Below are 19,760 nucleotides of genomic sequence, written 5' to 3'. Positions count from 1 at the left end.
CGGGAGTGTTCCCGACGTCGGGTGCGGCATGCTGTGCGGCCGTGGCCGGATTCGGGGACTTCGTGGGCAAGGCGCTGCAGGTCGGGCTGGACATCCTGACCTCCACCGACGACAACGACTCCGGGCGCCGCGCCCCGGCCGGCCCGCCGCCACCCGCCCCCGGCGGCGTGCGGTCGGTGCCCTCCACGGAGCGCGCCCGCCAGATCAGCTACGCGCCGGACCTCGACGGCGCCGCCGACCCCGGCGAGATCGTGTGGACCTGGGTGCCGTTCGAGGAGGACGCCTCGCAGGGCAAGGACCGCCCCGTCCTCGTCGTCGCCCGCGCCTCCGAGGCGGGCGAGCTCCTCGGCCTGATGCTGTCCTCCCAGGGCCACCGGGCCGACGACACGAACTGGCTGTCGATCGGGTCGGGCCCCTGGGACCGCGAGGGCCGGGACTCCTACGTGCGGCTCGACCGCGTCCTCGAGGTGCCCGAGCACGGCATCCGGCGGGAGGGCGCCGTCATGCCGCAGGACCGCTTCGACCGGGTGGCCGACGAGCTGCGCTCGGCCTACGGCTGGCACTGAGCCGGACCGTCGGAACGGCGCTCAGGACAGGCTGAACCACGCCAGGCAGGCGGCGCCGGCGACGATGCAGTACACCCCGAACGGGCGCATCGACCGGTGCTCGAAGTACCGGGTCAGGAACCGCACCGAGAGGTACGCCCCGACCCCGGAGAGCACCGAGCCCAGGAGGACCTGCCCGCGGATGCCGTCGCCCTCCGGCCCGAACAGCTCGGGGAGCTTGAGCACCCCGGCCGCGAGGATGACCGGCGTGGCGAGCAGGAAGGCGAACCGCGCCGCGTCCTCGTGGGACAGCTTCGCGAGCAGGCCGGACCCGATCGTTGCCCCGGAGCGGCTGATCCCCGGGAGCAGTGCGAGGATCTGGGCCGCACCGATCAGCACGGCGGTGAGCAGCGGCAACCGCGCCAGCCGGGCGTCCGCCTCCTCCTCGGCGGTGGCCGGCGCCGCGACCCCGACGGAGCCGCCGCGCAGCACCTGCGTGGGCGCGTCGAGCCGCACCGTCGGCGCGTCGAGGGGTGCGTCGAGGGGTGCGTCGACCGCGGCCACCGGTGCGACCCGCCGTCGGGCCAGGTGCTCGACGGCGATGAGGAGCACCCCGTTGGCCACGAGGAACGCGGCGGTGGGCACCGGCTTCGCGAGCAGGGTGCGGAAGAGCTGGTCGAGCACGAGGCCCGCCAGCCCGACCGGGATGGTCGCGAGGACGAGCATCCAGGCGAGGCGCTGGTCGTCGGTGACCACCCGGCGGTCGCGCACGCTCGTCACCAGCCCGGTGAGGATCCGGACCCAGTCGCGCCAGAAGTAGACGATCATCGCGAGCGCGGTGGCGACGTGGAGTCCGACCACGAAGGCGAGATAGGGCGAATCCTTCGCGGTCACGTCCAGATCGCGCGCCCACGAACCGCCGATGACCGCGGGGAGCAGGATCGAATGCCCCAGACTGGACACCGGGAACAATTCGGCGACGCCCTGCAGCGCCCCGATCACGGCGGCTTCCAGCCAGCTCAGATGTGCCGACACGAATGACGGTCCTCTCGGTCGACGTCGTCCTCCGAAAGCGTATCGACCAAGAATCGGCAAAATCCCGGCCGGTGGCACGGAAAGTCGTCACGCCCGACGTGCGGATCACGAATCGGTTGCTAATGTGCCCCGGTCGGATCACGGCCCGGTCACGCTCCCCCCGCTCCCACGACCGGACCGCCGGAGATGAGGTGACCCCGCACCATGACCGCTGCCCTCGGCGCCGCTCCCGTCGGCGTCCATCCGCTGACCGCCGTCCTCGGTATCGCCGCCGGAGCCGTCGGGGCCGCGGCCCTCGGGGCCGTCGGGACGCACGCGCCGTCCCGGGCCGACCACTCGGTCGCCACCGTCGCCGCCGACCTGCACCTGACCGCCGGGAGCACGCCCGCCGTCGGGAACGCCTCGGTGGTGCCGGTCCAGGCGGACCCGACCTCCCTGGCGGCGACCGTTCCCGAGCTGACCAAGGCGGCGGGCCTGCAGCAGCAGGCGCGCAAGGTGGACGCCGCGATCGCGCGGTTCGAGTCGAAGATCGGGTCGACGAACTACGAGAACTGGTGCGAGCGCGCCGTGGAGAACGCGTTCGGCACCCAGGGGCACTACGCCAGCGCGATCCAGGACTGGGAGTCCCAGGACCAGCACAGCGACTGGCGGCACGCCCCGCGGGGCGCGATGGTCTTCTACGACACCTCCTCCGACGGCCACGTCGCGCTCTCCCTCGGCGACGGCCGCGTGGTGTCCTCCAGCGCCCACCACCAGGTCGGGATCGTGCCGGTGGACTACTTCCAGCGGCCGCTGGGCTGGGCGTACGCGCCGTACTGAGCCGACTCCCGGTGCCCCGTCTCGTCGGCCACGTCGTCGGTCCCCTCGGTTAGGGTGATCGACACCACGACGGGAGGGGGTGGACACCGGTGAGCGTGACGGCGGAGAGGCCCGTTCCCGACGCCGGGTCGTCCCCCTCCTGGCGGGCGCGGGCGGCGGACCTCGCGGAACTCGGCCGCACCACACGGGTGGGCCAGCTGGCGCGGGCCACCCTGGTCGCCCTGCTGCTGGTGGTCCTCACCGGGGTGCTGGCGCTCGTCGCCGCACTGCGCACCGGGGCCGCGGCCGACGACGTCGTCACCCGCAGCGGCCCGCTGACCGCCTCGGCGCAGGAGCTCTACCGCGCGCTGTCCGACGCCGACACCAGCGCCGGGCAGGGCTTCCTGCTGGGCGCGGACGAGCCGGCGGCGCTGCGGCTGCGCTACCAGACCGACCTGGCCGCGGCGGGGCGTGCGCTCGCCGTCCTCGGCTCGGCGTCGACCGGCACGGGGGCCGACGCGACGGCGGTGACCACCCTGGCCCAGGGCATCCCCGCCTACACCGGGCTGGTCGAGACCGCGCGGGCCGTCGACCGGCAGGGCCTCACGTACGGCTCGGCGTACCTGCGGGAGGCCTCGTCGTTCCTGCGGACCGACCTGCTGCCCGCCGCCCAGCAGATCTACGACCTCCAGAGTGCCGCCCTCGCTGACGCCCAGGACGGCGTCGAGGGCGGGGTGTGGGCGGTCCTCGCGCTCGTCGCCGGGATCGCCGCCCTCGTCGCGCTCCGCCGCCTGCACCGGCGGATCGCGCACACCACCCGCCGGCGGCGCACCCCCGGCGTGGTCCTGGCGGGCGGCGCGCTGGCCCTGCTGGTCGTCTGGGGCGTGCTCGCGCTCGGCCTCTCGGCCCTCTCCACCGCCACCGCCCGCGACGACGGGACCGCGCCGAACCGGGAGCTCGTCGCCGCCCGGTTCGCGGTGCTGCAGTCGCGCAGCGACGAGATCCTCACCCTCGTCGCGCGCTCCACCGGCGGCTCCTACGAGCAGGACTACGTGCGCCGCAGCATCGTCCTCTACGGCTGGCAGGGCCTGCTCGACCGCGCCCGGACCGCCGCGGGCGACGGCGCGGTGGCCGACGACGCCACGACCGCGCAGGACGCGGGGCGCCGGGGCATCGTCGTGCACGAGCTGGTCCGCACCCTCGACGTGTCGGGGCAGTACGACCAGGCCGTCGCCCTCGCCCTCTCGGCCGGAGCCGACGGCGGGCAGGGCGCGGTCACCGAGGTCCTGGACGCCCTCGACCGCGGGGTGGCGGGCACGGCGGACACGACCGCCCGGTCCGCGTCGACCGCGCGGGCCGCGACCGTGCTGCTCCCGCTCGGGGTGGTCGTGCTGACCCTCGTCGCGGCCGGCGGGCTCGTGGCGGGCGTCTGGCCTCGGCTGCAGGAGTACCGGTGAGCCGCGCGGGACGGCGGGCGACCCTGCTCGTGGTGCTCCTCGCCCTGCTCGCCGGGTGCTCCTCGGCCGCGGCACCGGCGCCGGTCGAACCGGTGCGCCCGGTGCCCGCCGGCACCACGGTGGTCACCGGTCCCCCCGCCGCGGGGCGCGACACGAGCTGCGGCGACCCCCGGGTCAGCCTCACGCCCACCCCGCCGCCCGCGCCCGGGGCGATGCCGCCGGGATCGACGATGGCGGCGATCGTGGCGCGGGGCGCGCTCATCGTCGGCGTGGACCAGTCGACCGTGCCGCTGAGCTACCGCGACCCGCGCACCGGGGAGCTGACCGGGCTCGACGTCGACGTCGCCCGCGAGATGGCGCGCGCGATCCTCGGCGACCCGCAGCGGGTGCGGTTCCGCATCGAGAGCTCCGCCCAGCGCATCCCGAACCTCCTGGACGGCTCGGTCGACCTCGTCGTCCAGGCCATGACCATCACGTGCGACCGCAAGCGCCAGGTCGGCCTGTCCGCGCCCTACTACGAGGCGGCCCAGCGCCTCGTCGTCCCCCGCACCTCGCCGGTGACCGGCATCGCCGACCTCGGGGGCCGCCCGGTGTGCGCGCCGCTGGGCACCACCTCGATCGCCACCCTGCAGAACAGCCGCGGGGCGGACGGCCGCCCGCCGGTGGTCGTCGGGGTGCCGGAGAACAGCGACTGCCTCGTCCTGCTCCAGCAGGGCCAGGTCGACGCCGCGACCACCGACGACGCGATCCTGACCGGGTTTGCCCTGGAGGACCCCCGACTCGAGGTGCGCGGCGCCGCGCTCGACGCCGAGCCCTACGGCATCGCGGTCGCCCCCGGGGCCACCGACCTGCTCCGCTTCGTGAACGGCTCCCTCGACCGGCTGCGCGCCGACGGCACGCTCGCCCGGATCGCCACGTCCACCGTCGGGAGCCCCGCCGCCGTCCCCGCCGTCGCCGCGTACGCCGGATGACCGCCGTGAGCCCCGGGACCAGCGCGCCGGATCGCGACCGGCTGGACGCCGACCTCGCCGCCGCCGAGGACGCCGTGGTGCGGGCGTCCGCCTCGCTGGTCGAACTGGAGGCACACCCCGGGCACGGCCTGCTCGCCCCGGGCGGGTTCACCGGGATCTCGGCCCGCCGTCGGGAGGAGACGCTCGCGACCGTCGCCGAGCTGCACCGGGACCTCGCGCTCTACCGGCGCGCCGTGGCCACCGCCCGCGAGGCCCGGGGCACCCGCTCCCGGCCCTCGACCGAGGAGCTGACGGCCGCCGACGCAGCGCTGCACGGCGAGACGGTGGTCGTGGCCGAGGAGGCGGTGCCGCTGCAGCGCCGCGGCCTGCTGGGGCCGACGTCCCGGGTCACCCGGACCAGCGCCGACGCCCTGCTCGCCCGGATGACGGCGGGGTTCGACGCCGCGACGGAGGTGGTCGCGGCGGTCGCCGCCGTGTGGGACGACGTGGCCGCCGCGCTCGGGCCGGTCGAGCGCGCGCTCGAGGACCTGTGGGCCGAGCCCGCCATGGACGGGGTCGCGGCCGACCTCCGCCGCTGGGCCGACCGGCTGGCAGCGCTGCGCACGGCGGCCCTCACCGACCCGCTGGCGCGGTCGGGGGACACGTCCGCGGTCGATCCCGCGGCGGTCGCGGAGATCGAGGCGGGGGTGGCCGCCGTCGGGGACGCGCTCGCCGAGGCGCGGGCCCTGCGGGCTGGGCTCGACGACCGGGTCGCCGCTCTCACCGCGGCGGTCGACGAGCTGGCGGGCGCGGAGGCGGCCGCCGCGGCGGTGGCCGCCGAGACGGCCCGGCTCGTCGTCGGGCCGCCCGGTCTCCCCGTGCCCGACCGGCGCGCGCCCGCCCTGCGCACGGCGCTGCGGGAGGCGCACGACGACGCCCGGCGGGGCGCGTGGGCAGCCGCGTCGACCGGGTTCACCGCCGTGTCCGCGGGTGTTCGCGCGGCGCGGGCGGCCGCGACGTCCGACCACGCCGTGCTCGCCGGGCTGCTCGACCGGCGCGCCGAGCTGCGGGGGCGCCTCGGGGCCCTGCGCGCGAAGGCGGCGGCGCGTGGTCGCAGCGAGGACCTCGCCCTCGACGCGCTGCACACCAGGGCCCGCGACCTGCTGTGGACCGCGCCGTGCGACCTCGCCGCGTCGACGGTCGCGGTCCGCGCCTACCAGCGGGCCCTCGAGGACGGGGCGGCGTCGTGACCACCGCTCCCCCGACCCCCTGCGCCCGCCCGGGGTGCGACGGCACCCTCGAGGACGACGGGTTCTGCGACACCTGCGGCCGGGCGGCGGTGCCGGTCCCGACGTCGGCCGGTGCCAGGGCGGGCGGTGCGACGGCGGGCGGTGCGACGCCGGGCGGTGCGACGCCGGGCGGCGGCCCGGCGCCCGACTCCGGCCCCGCCACGGCGGCGTCCGGGGGCTCGGGGGCGACCGCTCCGGGCTCGGGGTCCTCGAGGCGCACCGGCTCCGGGCCGACCGTGTCGGGCGGGGGTTCCGGGCGTACCCGGTCGGGCTCGAGCCGACGCCGGATCGGGGCGGGCCTGGTCGCCATCGACCCGGAGCCCGCGGCCGACCCCGCCGACGCCGTGCTGGCCGACCCCGTGGTGCCCGAGCGGAGCCGGTACTGCGGGGCGTGCGACGCGCCGGTCGGACGGGGGCGCGAGGACCGCCCCGGGCGCACCGAGGGGTTCTGCCCGCAGTGCGGCACCCGCTTCTCGTTCACCCCCGGTCTCGCCGCGGGCGACCTGGTCGCCGGCCAGTACGAGGTGCTCGGCTGCCTCGCGCACGGCGGGCTCGGGTGGATCTACCTGGCCCGCGACCGGCGGGTCCGCGACCGCTGGGTGGTGCTCAAGGGCCTGCTCAACACGGGCGACGCGGCGGCGCTCGCGGCCGCCGACGCCGAGCAGGGCTTCCTCGCGCAGCTCGTGCACCCGCGCATCGTCCGCATCTACAACGTCGTGTCCGACAGCCGGGCCGACGGGGACGCGACCTACATCGTCATGGAGTACATCGGCGGGCGGTCGCTGCGGGCGATGCGCGACCCGCGCGAGCCGATGGACCCCGAGCACGCCCTGGCCTACGTGCTCGAGGTGCTGCCGGCGCTCTCCCACATGCACGAGCGCGGCCTGCTCTACTGCGACTTCAAGCCCGACAACGTGGTGCAGACCGGCACCGAGGTGACGCTGATCGACCTCGGCGCCGTGCGTCGGATCGACGACCCGGGCGGGGACGTGTGGGGCACCGTCGGCTACCAGGCCCCGGAGATCGCCCCGGACGGGGTGGGCCCCTCGGTCGCCTCCGACGTCTACACGGTGGGCCGCACGATCGCGGTGCTGGTGGCGACCTTCGACTTCCACGGCGCAATGCGCGACGTGCTGCCCCTGCCCGAGGACGCCCCGGCCCTCGAGCACGAACCGCTGCGGCGGCTGCTGGAGCGGGCGACCGCCCTCGACCCGGCGGAGCGCTTCGCGAGCGTCGACGAGCTGGCCGACCAGACCGTCGGGGTGCTCCGCCAGCTCACCTCCGCCCACACCACCCCGCCCCCGCGGCTCTCGACGATGCTGGCCGCGCCGCCCGCCGCGGTCGGGATCGACGGGCCGGCCGCACCGTCCGAGCTGGCCGCCGCGCTCCCGCCGCCGCTACCCGATCCCGACGACCCCTCGACCCCCGAGCTCGTCGCCGCGGCCGCCCAGGGTCCGCGGGCGGTCCTCGCCGCGGTGTCCGCCGACGGCGCCCTCGACACCGATCAGGCGCGCCTGTCCGCGGTGGCGGCCCACCTCGACGCCGGCGAGGTCGACGCGGCCGGCCACGCGCTCGACCAGCACGCCGTGCCCGGCGAGTGGACGTGGACGTGGCTGCGTGCCCGGCACGCCGCCGCGACCGGCGAGACCGGGCTCGCCGCCCAGCTCGCCGACGCCGTGGCCGACGCGCTGCCCGGCGAACTCGCGCCGGTGTTCGCACTCGCCGTGCTGGGCGAACACCGGGCCTCGGTCTCGGGGGAGGTCGTCGACGAGATCACCGCGGAGCGGTTCGAGCGGATCTGGCGCACCGACCCCACCTGGACGGGGGCGGCCTTCGCGCTGGCCCGGCTCCGGGCGGACGGCGGCGACCGTGCGGGGGCCGTCGCGGTGCTCGACGAGGTGCCGCCGACGTCGGTGCACGCCGCCGACGCGCGCGTGGCGGCCGTCCGGGTGCTCCTCGGCGCGTCGCATCTGACACGCTCGGCGGTCATGGAGGCGGGTGCGCGGACCGAGGCGGTCGAGCTGGATGCGCTGCGTGCGGCGACGCTGCAGACCGAGGTCCTGGAGGCCGCCCGGCGCCTGGACGACGGCCGCCCGGGCGGCACCCTCTTCGGCTGCGCACTCGACGACGACGCGCTCGGGTTCGCCCTCGAGGAGCGATACCGGCTCCGGGCCCGCTTCGCCCGCACGACGACGGAGCGGTTCGCCCTGGTCGACGCCGCGAACGACGCCCGGCCGTGGACCGCGCGGTGAGCGCGCCGGACGCGCAGCGCAGCGGAGCCGGCCCGTCGACGCCGGACGCGCAGCGCAGCGGAGCCGGCCCGTCGACGCCGGACGCGCAGGTCGGCGAGGTCGGCGAGGTCGGCGAGGTCGGTGCGGTGTGCGCGACGTGCGGGGAGGTCGGGGACCCCGGGGACCGCTTCTGCGAGGGGTGCGGGGCGCCACTCCCGGAGACGGTCGGGCCGCCGGCCGGCCTGCGGCCCGGGACGCGCGCCCGTCCGGTCACGGCGCGGGTGTCGGTCGGGGCGGCCGCACAGCCCGAGCCGGCGGGGCCACCACCCACGACGGACCACAGCGAGACGCCCTGCGCGGCGTGCGGGGAGGGCACCATCGCCGACGACCGTTTCTGCGACGAGTGCGGCCGCCCGGCCGATGCCCCGGACGCGGGCGACGGCACGGTCCCGCCCGAGGCGCGGGACCACGCCGAGCACGCGGTGCCGGGCGCGGCCGCCGTCACCGACCTCGGTCGCGTCCGCGCGGCCAACGAGGACGCCTACGGTCTGGCCCGGCTCCCCCTGGCGCACGAGGCCGGGGAGCTCGTGGTCGGGGTGGTGTGCGACGGCGTCGCGTCGGTCCCGGGCAGCGAGCGGGCGTCGCTGGCCGCGTGCGATGCCGTCCTCGAGGCCGCCCGCGACGCGCTCGCGCATCCCGACGTCGATGATCCGGACCTCGCGGCCACCGGCGGGGTCGACCTCACCGAGCTCGCCCACGTGTGCGCGGACGCCGCCATGGACGCCGTCACCGCCCTGGCCGCGGGACGGGACGCGCCCGCGTGCACCTATGTCTCCGCGCTCGTGGTCGACGAGATCCTCGTGATCAGCTGGATCGGCGACAGCCGGGCGTACTGGCTGGTGCCCGACGCCCCGGAGGAGTCGGTCGTGCTCACCACGGACGACTCGTGGGCGGCCGAGGCGGTCGCGATCGGCCTGCTCGACGCCGCCGCCGCGTACGCCGACCCGCGCGCCCACGCGATCACCCGCTGGGTCGCGGCCGACGCGCCGCCCGGGCCCGCGCACGTGATCGCCCACGCGGCCGACCGCTCGGGGATCGTCCTGATCTGCAGCGACGGGCTGTGGAACCACGTCCCCTCCCCCGCCGACCTCGCCCGGCTCGTCGCCGACGCCCCGGCCGACACGGCGACCGCGATGCTGGACGCCGCGCTCGACGACGGGGGTACGGACAACACGACGCTCGTGGTCGTCGACGTCGTGGCTCCCGTCGGCGGGTCGTCGTGAGCGGTCCCCGGTTCACCCTCGAGGCGTTTCACGAGGCGCACCTGCCCGAGGGCGGGCGGGAGGTCGACGCCATCGTGGCGGTCACGGCCGACGACACGGCGGCGGCGGGTGCCACCACCGAGTCGGCCGTCGTGGTCATGATCGACTGCTCGGGCTCGATGGGCGACCCGTCGACCAAGATCGCGGCCGCGCGGCGCGCCACCCGCGCCGCACTGGACGCCCTGCCGGACGGGGTGCTCGTCGCCGTGGTCGCCGGGCGGCACGACGCCCGGATGGTGTTCCCGACGGCGGAACGCCTGGTGGTCCTCGACCGGACCACGCGGCGGCAGGCCCACGCGGCGGTCGAGACGCTCGCACCGTCTGGCGGCACCGCGATCGGCACGTGGCTCACCCTCGCGCAGCGGCTGCTGACGCCCCACCCCCGGCGGCTGCGGCACGCGATCATGCTGACCGACGGCCGCGACGAGCACGAGACACCGGAGGACCTCGCCGCGGCGCTGTCGACGTGCGAGGGCGTCTTCACCTGCGACGCGCGCGGGATCGGCACCGACTGGGTGGTGGAGGAGGTGCGGGGCATCGCGGGCCGGCTGCTCGGCACCGCCGACATCGTCGCCGAGCCCGAGGGCCTCGCGGCCGACTTCGAGGGCATCGTCGAGCGCGCGATGGGCAAGGGTGTCGGCGACGTCGCCCTGCGGGTGTGGGCGCCCCGGGGCGCCACGGTGCGCTCGGTGAAGCAGGTCTCCCCCGCCGTCGAGGATCTCACCGACCGCCGCACCCCGGACCCGGCCAAGCCCCTCGTCGGGCTCTACCCGCTCGGCTCGTGGGGCGACGAGACCCGCGAGTACCACGTCCGGATCGCGCTGGAGCCGCTCGCCGTCGGGGAGGAGATCCTGGCCGCGCGGGTGGGTGTCGCCGCCCCCGGGGCCGGGACCGGGTCGGCGGTGGAGGTCCTCGCCGAGACCCGGGTGCCGGTGACGTGGACCGGCGACCCGGCGCTGTCGACAAGGCTGAACCCGCGGGTCGCCCACTACACGGGCCAGGCCGAGCTCGCCGAGGCCATCCAGGAGGGACTCGACGCCCGCCGGGCCGGCGACGTGCCCACCGCGACCGCCCGGCTCGGACGGGCGGTCGCGCTCGCGACCGCCTCCGGCAACGCCGAGACCTCGGCGCTGCTCGAGAAGGTCGTGGAGGTCGACGACCCGGCCACCGGTCGGGTGCGGCTGCGCCGGGAGGTCACGGCGGCCGACGAGATGACCCTCGACGTCCGGTCCACGCGGACCGCGCGGGTGCGGGAGAGCGGATGAGCGTGACCTGCCGCCAGGGCCACGTCTCGGAGACCACGGACTTCTGCGACGAGTGCGGGGTGCCGATCGGCGGCGATCCCGTCCCCGGTGCGCTCTCCGGTGCGGAGCCCGACGAGGTCGTGGAGGGCCCGACGCAGGTGTGCCCGGTGTGCGGCACGCCCCGCGCCGGTCGGTTCTGCGAGGAGGACGGGCACGACTTCGTGGTGCAGGGCGGCGTCGCCTCCCCGCCGGCCGCACCCGCCGTCGGGACCGGGCCCGGGCCGACGTCGGGAACGGGGCCCTGGACCGTGACCGTCGACGCGGACCGTCGCTACTACGAGACCGTCCTGGCCCGGGAGGGCCCGGACATCGCCGCGGTGACCTTCCCGCACTACTACCCGCGCACCGAGCTCGCGCTCGCCGGCGCGGAGGTGCGGATCGGGCGGCGCCGGGTCAACGGTTCGGCTCCGCCGCCCCAGATCGACCTGGCCGGGCCGCCCCTGGACCCGGGGGTGTCGCACCTGCACGCCGTGCTGCTGCCGCGACCCGATGACGGCGGCTGGTCGGTGCTCGACCCCGGTTCGACGAACGGCACCACGATCAACTACGGCGACGACCCGATCGCCCTCGACACCGTGGTCCCGCTGCACGAGGGCGACCGGGTGCACGTGGGCGCCTTCACCACGCTGCTGATTACACGGGGCTGATCACCACGCGGCTGACAGGGCCGGGTCAGCCGGTCCCGGCCTGCCACTGGCTGAACGGCAGCTCCCAGTCGCCCCAGCGGTCCCAGATCGGGAGCGTCTGACCACCCGAGTTCGTGACCTCGACGACGTCGCCGATGCCGAAGTGGTCGTAGAACCACTGGGCGTCGGCCGGGCTGAGGTTCACACAGCCGTTGGAGACGTTGGCGTTGCCCTGCTGGCCCACCGACCACGGCGCCGAGTGCACGAACTCGCCGTCGTTCGAGATCCGTTCGTCGAGCTGGACGGTCTCCTTGTAGTAGCCGGGCTGACCGGGCATGACGCCGAAGGTGGCGGAGTCCATGACGACGCTCGGCTGCTTGTCGGAGATGACGTGCGGCCCGAGGTGGGTCGGGAACTTCGGCCCACCCAGGCTGATCTTCATCGTCTTCACCAGGGCACCGTTGTCGAAGATCTGCATCTGCTCGCTGGCACCGTCGGCCTTCGCGATCCAGGCGTCGTGGACGTGGAAGGTCTCGTGGATGTCCTTCGCGCCGAACGCGCCACCCCCGAGGTCGGCGCCGTAGAGCTTGCCGTCCAGCGTGACGGCGGTGCCGGGCTTCCAGTACTCCGCCGGGCGGTAGTCGACCTGTGTCGAGGAGATCCAGTGCCAGGCACCGGTCTGGGGCGGCGTGGAGGTCACGGTCAGGGCCTTCACCGCGGCGTCCTTGTCGTTCACGGCGTGACTGAACGTGACCGCGATCGGCTGCCCGACGCCGACGTCGGTCGTGCCCGGATCGACCGCGGCGGTGTCGGTCTGCTTCGGGTCGAGGGTCGTGACGGTCGACTGCAGGTGGGTGGGGGCGCCCTGCGGGGAGACCGCGTCGGTGACCACGGTGTACGTGCGGCCGTAGGCGAGCGGCTCATCGGTGGTCCAGGTGGCGCCGTCCGCGGCGGTCGTCCCGGTGACCTGGTCCCCTGCGGGATTGGTCATCCGCACCGAGGTCAGCCGGCCTCCGTCGGCGTGCACGTGGACCGGCGTGGTCGGGTTCACGGCGACGGCGGGGTCGACGGTCACCCGCGGACCCGGCGGCGGCACCGTGGGCGAGGCGGAGGCGGCGGGCGAGGCGTCGCCGACACCGCCCGTGCCTCCGGACGAGCAGGCGGTGAGCACCGCCACGACGGCGGCGAGGACCGCCAGCAGCAGCGGGACGCCCGTTCGCGCACCCGTCGGTGTGGACCCCAGCACGACCATGCCTCGCTCCCCGGCGCCGCACACGCCGGGCACCACAGTGGCACATCCCCCGGAGCGGGTCCGTGATCACCCCACACCGTTTTCGCAGGTGGAACGCCTGATTCGTGCCTCGGTAGGGCCGGTGCGTGCGGTTCGGGCGGTACGTCTACAGGGGTCGGCGCCCCTTCAGGTGCGCCGGTGTGAGCGAGAGGGCGACCACGATGTCGAAGACGTCGGTGTACTCCCGGTCCGGGATCTGCTCGATCTTGCGGCGCACCAGCGGGTCGACCCCGCGGCCCTCGACGGCCGCCGCGATCTGCGGGCGGCGGACCGGGAACGCGACGTCCTGCAGGAGGTCGGCGAACGCGGAGGCCTTCACATCCTCCACCGATACCGGCGGTAACAGGTACTCGTCAACGTGAGCAGTACCGCGTCGCGGACTGGCTTCGAGTGCACTCGAAGTCCTAGGTTCGGTGACCGTGACGAGCACGCTGGAGCACCACCACCCGGCCACCCGCCTCCGGACCGTCCTCGAGTCGGCCGCGGCCGACGACGGCACGCTGCCGCCGCTCGACCAGGAGCTGGTGCGCGCGATGGCCCTGCCCGAGGACCTGCCCGAGACGCTGGGCATCGCGGAGGTCGCCGACCTGACCGGTATCACGGCGCACACCCTGCGTTACTACGAGCGGATCGGACTCGTCGTCGTGGCCCGGGACGCGGCCGGTCGCCGCGCCTACGACCGCGCGGCGCTCGGACGCATCATGTTCGTCACGTGGCTGCGACTCTCGGGCATGCCGATCGCCTCGGTGACGCGGTACGTGGAGCTGGCCCAGGCCGGGACCCACACCGCCGACGAACGGCTCGCCCTGCTCCTCGAGCACCGCGCCGCCGTCGTCTCGCACCTGCGCGACCTCCAGACCGCGCTCGCCGTCGTCGACTACAAGATCACCACCTACGGGGGTACCTGCGGCTCCTGAGCCTCGCGTTCCGCGATGGTCCTTACAGCGCACCTGTTACACCTGAACGGCCTAGAACGATGACCGAGGCATGACGGCGGACACAGGGGGTGGGATGGAACGGATCCTGGCGGACGTCGCCTCGACCGACCTCGACGCCATGGAGCGGCCGAACCTCGCCCGGGCGACGAACTACCTCGTCGGCGGGGGCGCCAACTTCGCGGCCGACCGCGCCGCGATCAACGCGCTGCTCGCGATGGACCCCGCGGTCGGCACCCGGTTCCGCGCGTCGCGTGCCTTCGTCGGACGGGCGGTCCGGACGGCGCTCGACCGCGGCGTCGACCAGTTCCTCGAACTCGGCTCCGGCATCCCGTCCCCCGGTGGCCTGCACAGGCTGGTCGGCCCGGCCGGCGCCCGGGTGGTCTACGTCGACGTCGACCCCGTCGCGGTGGCGCACACCTGCGAGCTCCTGGCCGACCAGAAGGAGGTCAGCCGGACCGCGGCGGTGCGCGCCGATCTCCGCGAGGCCGACCGCGTGCTCGACGAGGCGCGTGAGACCGGACTGCTCGACCTCGACCGGCCCGTGGCGATCGTCTGCAACGCCGTCCTGCAGTGGGTCGCGGACAGCGACGCCGACGACCTCGCCGCCTCCCTCGAGCGCTACCGCGCGGCCCTGCCGCCCGGCAGCCTGCTGGTGCTGAGCGTCCCGCACCCCGACCTGCTCGACGGCACCGAGATCGTCGAGGTCCCTCCGGTCATCGAGTCGACCATGGCTCCGCTCCGACTGCGGAGCCGGGCCGAGCTCACCCGCATCCTCGGGCGGTGGGACGTCCTCCCGCCCGGCGTCGTCGACGTCGTCGACTGGCCGCTGGCCTCCGGGACCGAGCCGGCGGGGATCTACGCGGCGCTCGCGGCGACCCACCGGTGATCACCCGCCGTCGTCCCGCCCGGACGTCGGCGACCGGACGTCACCCCATCGTGTAGGCGCGGTACGCGGGCCGTCACGAGCAGACTTCCGCCGCGCCCCGGACGGGTCGCACGGGGGGACGCCGGGGGGCGATGGGGATGCGGGCTGAGCGGTTCTCGAGGACGGTGCTGGCGGGGGCGACGGTGCTCGTCTGCGCGGTCACGACGGCGGGGGTGGCCGCCGCGGCCGCACCGGCCCCGGCGCCGTCGGGCGCAGCGGTGGTGGGCACGCGGTCCGCCCGCTGCCCGGCGACCTTCCCGACGATCCAGGCGGCCGTCGCGGCCGCGGCGCCGCGGTCGACGATCTTCGTCTGCGCCGGGACCTACCGCGAGCGCGTCACGATCGACCGGCCCGTGCGCCTGCTCGGGGCGCAGTACGGACGGGACGCGCGGACGGGCCGGACGACCGTGGCGGACGAGTCCGTGGTCACCGGGTCCGCGGGCGCGGGCTTCACGGTGGGCGCGGTCGACGGCGTGGTGATCGACGGGTTCACGATCGCCTCCAACGCGGGCGACGGCATCGACGCGTTCGCGCGGGGCTCCGGCTTCTCCTTCGTCGACAACGTGATCACCGGCAACGCCAACGGGATGAACGTCGACGCCGCCGGCCCGGCGCCCTCGACGATCGCCCGGAACCGGTTCGTGGCGAACGACGCGGTGCCCGACCCGCAGGGTGGCGCGGGGGTGCTCATCACCTCCGGGCCCGGCAACGCCCTGACGATCGGCGACAACCTGTTCAGCGGGCACCGGAGCGCCGCCGTGAACTCGATCGGGGACCCGACGTCCCGGTCGCGGGGTCTCGTCGTCCGGGACAACCGCAGCGTCGACGACGGCAACCTGGCCGTGATCAACAACGCCGACGGTGCGCTGGTCACCCGGAACATCGCCACGAAGGCGCCGTCCGCCGTCGCCGGTACGGGCATCTTCGTCGTGGGCAACACCGACCGGCTCACGGTCAGCCGGAACGTCCTCACCGGCGGGACCGGCAACGGGCTCTCGACCAACGGCGCCGTCCCGTTCGGCGCGGCCCCGAGCACGAACCTGGTGATCGACACCAACACGATCCGCGGCCGCACGGGCACCGGCATCGTCGTCAACGAGGGCAGCGGCGTCGTGACCGGCAACGTCGTCACCGCCTCCGGCACGAACGGCATCGCCGCCGCGGCCACGGCGACCGGGGTGACCTTCACCCGCAACGTGGCGACGGGCAGCGTCGGGACGGACTGCGCCGACGCCTCGACGGGCACCGGGACGCTGGGCACCGCGAACACGTGGAGCCGGAACGTCGGACGGACGGCGACGCCGCCCGGGTTGTGCCTTCCGGGCAGGTGAGCACCACGTTGGGGCGATCGGCCCACGTCGTGCTCACGAGCCGCTAGGCACCTCCCTCGGCATCCCCCTCCGCCTCGAGGAACGCCTCGCGCAGCGACTCGACCATGGCCGGGTCCGGGTTCTCCCAGAGACCCCGGTCCACGGCCTCGAGGAGCCGCTCGGCCATGCCGTGCAGCGCCCACGGGTTCGCCTCGCGGAGGAACTCCCGGTTCTCCGGGTCGAGGACGTAGTTCTCGGTCAGCGAGCCGTACATCCAGTCGCTCACGGTGCCCGCCGTCGCGTCCCAGCCGAACAGGTAGTCCACGGTCGCCGCCATCTCGAAGGCGCCCTTGTAGCCGTGCCGGCGCATCGCGGCCATCCAGCGCGGGTTCACCACGCGGGACCGGAACACCCGGGCGGTCTCCTCCACCAGGGACCGGGTGCGCACCGCCTCGGGCCGCGTCGAGTCCCCGACGTAGGCGGCCGGCGCGACCCCGGTCAGCGCGCGGACCGTCGCGATCATGCCGCCGTGGTACTGGTAGTAGTCGTCGGAGTCGGCGATGTCGTGCTCGCGGGTGTCGATGTTCTTCGCCGCGACCGCGATCCGCCGGTAGGCCGCGTTCATCTCCTCGACGGCGGACTCGCCGTGCCGGTCGCGGCCGTAGGCGTGCCCGCCCCACGTCGTGTAGATCGCGGCGAGGTCGGCGTCCCCGCGCCAGTCCCGCGAGTCCATCGCCTGCAGCAGACCGGCACCGTAGGCCCCGGGCGGCGAGCCGAAGATGCGCGTCGTCGCGGCCTGCCAGGTGCTTCCCGACGACAGGTCCGCCCGCGCGTGGGCGGCCACGAAGTTGTCCTCGTCGGGCTCGTCGAGGTTCGCCACGAGCTGCACGGCGTCGTCCATCGTCGCCACCACGTGCGGGAACGCGTCCCGGAAGAAGCCCGAGATCCGCAGGACGACGTCGACGCGGGGCCGGCCGAGCTCGTCGGCGTCGACCACCTCCAGCCCCGTGACGCGGCGCGACGCCTCGTCCCACACGGGCCGGACGCCCATGAGCGCGAGTGCCTCGGCGACGTCGTCCCCGCTGGTCCGCATCGCGGCCGTGCCCCACAGCGACAGGCCCACGCTGGTGGGCCACTCGCCGTCGTGGTCGGCGCGGTAGCGCTCGAGCAGCGAGTCGGCCAGCATCTGGCCGGTCTCCCACGCCAGGCGCGACGGGACCGCGCGCGGGTCGATCGAGTAGAAGTTCCGTCCGGTCGGCAGCACGTTGACCAGCCCGCGCAGCGGCGACCCCGACGGCCCGGCCTTCACGTGTCCGCCGGCCAGGGCGTGCAGCACGCCGTCGATCTCCTCGGTGGTGCGGTCGAGGCGCGGGACGACCTCGGTCGCCGCGAAGCGCAGGATCCTGACCACGTCCTCGTCGGGTCCTCGCCCGAGGATCTCCGTGGCCACGTCGGCGGCGTCGGCCGGGTTCCAGTCGCGCTTCTCCATCCCGACGACGAGCGAGTGCGCGAGTTCCTCCGCGCGGTCGACGTCGATCCGGGAGGCCGCACCGGCCGCCTCGTCGAGACCCAGTGCCTCGCGCAGCCCCGGCAGCGCCTGCGTGCCCGACCACATCTGCCGCGCCCGGAGCACCGCGAGCACCATGTCGACCCGCTCCTGACCGGCCGGGGCCTTGCCGAGGACGTGGAGGCCGTCGCGGATCTGCGCGTCCTTGATCTCACAGAGCCAGCCGTCGAGATGCATGATGAAGTCGTCGAAGCGCTCCCCGTCCGGCGCCTCGGACACGCCCAGGTCGCTGTCCAGCTTCGCGGCCTGGATGAGCTGCCAGATCTGCCCGCGGATCGCCTCGATCTTGCCGGGGTCCATCGCCTGGATCGACGCGTACTCGTCGAGCAGCTGCTCCAGCCGTGCGAGGTCGCCGTAGGACTCGGCGCGCGCCATCGGCGGCACGAGGTGGTCGACCAGCGTGGCGTGGGCGCGGCGCTTGGCCTGCGTGCCCTCGCCCGGGTCGTTGACCAGGAACGGGTAGACCAGCGGCAGGTTCCCGAGGATCGGGTCGGGCGCGCAGGACGCCGACAGCGCCGCCGTCTTGCCCGGCAGCCACTCCAGGTTCCCGTGCTTGCCGACGTGGATCAGCGCGTCCGCCCCGAAGCCGGTCTGCAGCCAGCGGTAGGCGGCGAGGTAGTGGTGCGAGGGCGGCAGGTCGGGGTCGTGGTAGATCGCGATCGGGTTCTCCCCGAACCCGCGCGGCGGCTGCATCATGACGACGACGTGCTCGCGCTCGATCGCCGCCAGCACGATGGCCCCCTGGTCGAGGAACATCGAGCCCGGCGCGGCGCCCCAGTGCTCGGTGACGCCGTCGCGGAAGTCCTGCGGCAGGGTCTCGAACCAGGCCGTGTACTCGTCGGCGTCGATGCGGACCGGGTTGGCCGCCATCTGCTCCTCGGTGAGCCAGTCCTGGTCGTAGCCGCCGGCGTCGATGAGGGCACGGATGAGCAGGTCGCCGTCGTGCTCCTCCAGCCCGGGCACGTCGCCGATCCGGTAGCCGGCGTCGCGCATGGCGTGGAGCAGGGCGACGACCGAGGCCGGGGTGTCGAGGCCGACCGCGTTGCCGATCCGGGCGTGCTTCGTCGGGTAGGCACTCAGCACGAGCGCGACCTTCTTGTCGGCGTTCGTGAGGTGGCGCAGCCGGCCGTGGGACACGGCGAGCCCGGCGACGCGGGCGACGCGCTCGGGGTCGGCGACGTAGACCGGCAGGCCGTCGGCGTCGGTCTCCTTGAACGAGAACGGCACGGTGATGATCCGGCCGTCGAACTCCGGGACCGCGACCTGGTTCGCGGCGTCCAGCGGGCTCACGCCGTCGTCGTCGGAGAGCCACTCGTCGCGGCTGCGGGTGAGGCAGAGCGCCTGCAGGATCGGGACGTCGAGGGCGGCGAGCGCGCCGGTGTCCCACGACTCGTCGTCCTCCCCCGCGCTCGCGGCCGCGGGCTTCGAGCCGCCGGCGGCGAGCACCGTCGTGACCAGCACGTCCGCGGTCTTCAGCACGTCGAGCAGCTCGGCGTCGGGGCTGCGGAGGCTGGAGCAGAACACCGGCTCGGGGACTCCCCCGGCCTCGACCACGGCGTGGCACAGGGCGTCGACGAACGCGGTGTTCCCGGCCATGTGGTGCGCGCGGTAGTAGACGACGGCGACCCTCGGCTCTTGTGGCAGGAAAGCGTCGTTGCTGGCGTCCAGTGGCAGTTCCGCCACATCGTCGGCCGACCAGCCCGGCAGACGACCCCACGTCGGCAGCTCCGCCGGCGGCGCGAACCCGTGTCCGGTGAGCAGCACGGTGTCGGAGAGGAACGCGGCGAGCTCGCGCAGGTTGTCCGGGCCGCCCTGGGCGAGGTAGAGGTGCGCCTGGGTCGCGACCCCGATGGGGACCGTCGACGACTCCATCAGCTGCGCGTCCGGCGCCTGCTCCCCGCCGAGCACGACGACGGGTCGCGGGCCGGCGGCCAGCAGGTCGAGCCCGGTCTCCCACGACTGCCGCGACCCGAGCAGGCGCACGACGACGAGGTCGACGCCGTCGAGCAGGGCGGGCAGGTCGCTCTCCGGGTCGAGCCGGGACGGGTTGGCCCAGCGCCACGTCAGGGCCTGGTCGGCCGCTCCCTCGCTGCCGGCCCGGGCCGAGCGGAGGTCGGTGTCGGACGTCGAGAGGAGGAGGAGCACGCGCAACATCTCATCATCTGCGCACAC

General features: G+C 75.2%; 16 protein-coding genes. 12 read left to right on the top strand and 4 right to left on the bottom strand.

Annotated features, from left to right (window positions below; translation table 11 throughout):
- Positions 1–41: 41 nt before the first annotated feature.
- On the top strand, positions 42–566 hold the full coding sequence (locus QSK00_RS08220) for a type II toxin-antitoxin system PemK/MazF family toxin (protein ID WP_285589416.1): 525 nt from the start codon (positions 42–44) through the stop codon (positions 564–566).
- Between the two features lie 21 nt (positions 567–587).
- Here the strand turns inward: QSK00_RS08220 and QSK00_RS08215 are convergent, their stop codons facing one another.
- Positions 588–1,580: an undecaprenyl-diphosphate phosphatase gene (locus tag QSK00_RS08215; RefSeq protein ID WP_285589414.1), complete on the bottom strand. Its 993-nt coding sequence runs from the start codon at positions 1,578–1,580 to the stop codon at positions 588–590.
- Positions 1,581–1,784: 204 nt separating this feature from the next.
- Here QSK00_RS08215 and QSK00_RS08210 point away from each other — a divergent pair, with 204 nt between their 5' ends.
- The 8 genes from QSK00_RS08210 (at position 1,785) to QSK00_RS08175 (ending at position 11,578) form a co-directional block, all read left to right on the top strand.
- Complete coding sequence (locus QSK00_RS08210; protein WP_285589411.1) at positions 1,785–2,399, top strand: C40 family peptidase; 615 nt, start codon at positions 1,785–1,787, stop codon at positions 2,397–2,399.
- 89 nt (positions 2,400–2,488) lie between these two features.
- The gene (locus tag QSK00_RS08205) at positions 2,489–3,835 is read left to right on the top strand and encodes a GlnX family signal transduction membrane protein (RefSeq protein WP_285589409.1); all 1,347 of its coding nucleotides are present in this window, start codon (positions 2,489–2,491) and stop codon (positions 3,833–3,835) included.
- Entirely contained in the window at positions 3,832–4,806 is a 975-nt protein-coding gene (locus QSK00_RS08200; protein ID WP_285589407.1) for a glutamate ABC transporter substrate-binding protein, read from the top strand. Before QSK00_RS08205 ends, QSK00_RS08200 begins: the two co-directional genes overlap by 4 nt.
- Positions 4,803–6,035 carry a hypothetical protein gene (locus QSK00_RS08195; protein ID WP_285589405.1) on the top strand — a complete coding sequence of 411 codons (1,233 nt, stop codon included), beginning with the start codon at positions 4,803–4,805 and terminating at the stop codon, positions 6,033–6,035. The genes QSK00_RS08200 and QSK00_RS08195 overlap by 4 nt, the downstream gene beginning before the upstream one ends.
- Positions 6,032–8,326 (top strand): serine/threonine-protein kinase, encoded by a 2,295-nt coding sequence (locus QSK00_RS08190; protein WP_285589403.1) that lies wholly within the window; start codon positions 6,032–6,034, stop codon positions 8,324–8,326. Before QSK00_RS08195 ends, QSK00_RS08190 begins: the two co-directional genes overlap by 4 nt.
- Positions 8,323–9,588, top strand: a complete 1,266-nt coding sequence (locus QSK00_RS08185) for a PP2C family protein-serine/threonine phosphatase (RefSeq protein ID WP_285589401.1) — start codon at positions 8,323–8,325, stop codon at positions 9,586–9,588. The genes QSK00_RS08190 and QSK00_RS08185 overlap by 4 nt, the downstream gene beginning before the upstream one ends.
- The gene (locus QSK00_RS08180; protein WP_285589399.1) at positions 9,585–10,892 is read left to right on the top strand and encodes a vWA domain-containing protein; all 1,308 of its coding nucleotides are present in this window, start codon (positions 9,585–9,587) and stop codon (positions 10,890–10,892) included. Before QSK00_RS08185 ends, QSK00_RS08180 begins: the two co-directional genes overlap by 4 nt.
- Entirely contained in the window at positions 10,889–11,578 is a 690-nt protein-coding gene (locus QSK00_RS08175) for an FHA domain-containing protein (protein WP_285589397.1), read from the top strand. The genes QSK00_RS08180 and QSK00_RS08175 overlap by 4 nt, the downstream gene beginning before the upstream one ends.
- A 25-nt stretch (positions 11,579–11,603) precedes the next feature.
- Here QSK00_RS08175 and QSK00_RS08170 read toward each other — a convergent pair whose 3' ends face one another.
- Together QSK00_RS08170 and QSK00_RS08165 are read right to left on the bottom strand one after the other, a co-directional pair.
- Positions 11,604–12,809 (bottom strand): L,D-transpeptidase, encoded by a 1,206-nt coding sequence (locus QSK00_RS08170; protein WP_285589394.1) that lies wholly within the window; start codon positions 12,807–12,809, stop codon positions 11,604–11,606.
- A gap of 145 nt (positions 12,810–12,954) precedes the next feature.
- Positions 12,955–13,176 (bottom strand): DUF2795 domain-containing protein, encoded by a 222-nt coding sequence (locus tag QSK00_RS08165; protein ID WP_285589392.1) that lies wholly within the window; start codon positions 13,174–13,176, stop codon positions 12,955–12,957.
- 91 nt (positions 13,177–13,267) lie between these two features.
- On the opposite strand from QSK00_RS08165, the gene QSK00_RS08160 reads away from it, so the two are divergent.
- The 3 genes from QSK00_RS08160 (at position 13,268) to QSK00_RS08150 (ending at position 16,042) form a co-directional block, all read left to right on the top strand.
- Positions 13,268–13,765, top strand: coding sequence for a MerR family transcriptional regulator (locus QSK00_RS08160; protein WP_285589390.1), 498 nt, complete (start codon positions 13,268–13,270; stop codon positions 13,763–13,765).
- A gap of 94 nt (positions 13,766–13,859) precedes the next feature.
- Positions 13,860–14,672, top strand: coding sequence for an SAM-dependent methyltransferase (locus QSK00_RS08155; protein WP_285589387.1), 813 nt, complete (start codon positions 13,860–13,862; stop codon positions 14,670–14,672).
- A gap of 131 nt (positions 14,673–14,803) precedes the next feature.
- Entirely contained in the window at positions 14,804–16,042 is a 1,239-nt protein-coding gene (locus QSK00_RS08150) for a right-handed parallel beta-helix repeat-containing protein (RefSeq protein WP_285589385.1), read from the top strand.
- 43 nt (positions 16,043–16,085) lie between these two features.
- On the opposite strand, the gene cobN is transcribed toward QSK00_RS08150, so the two are convergent.
- The gene (gene cobN / locus QSK00_RS08145; protein ID WP_285589383.1) at positions 16,086–19,733 is read right to left on the bottom strand and encodes a cobaltochelatase subunit CobN; all 3,648 of its coding nucleotides are present in this window, start codon (positions 19,731–19,733) and stop codon (positions 16,086–16,088) included.
- Positions 19,734–19,760: the final 27 nt, after the last annotated feature.

This window comes from Actinomycetospora sp. NBRC 106378, from assembly GCF_030269685.1.
In the GTDB taxonomy this organism is placed as follows: Bacteria; Actinomycetota; Actinomycetes; order Mycobacteriales; family Pseudonocardiaceae; genus Actinomycetospora.
The sequence above is the reverse complement of the archived record's forward strand: the minus strand, read 5'-3'. Positions and strand labels throughout refer to the sequence as shown.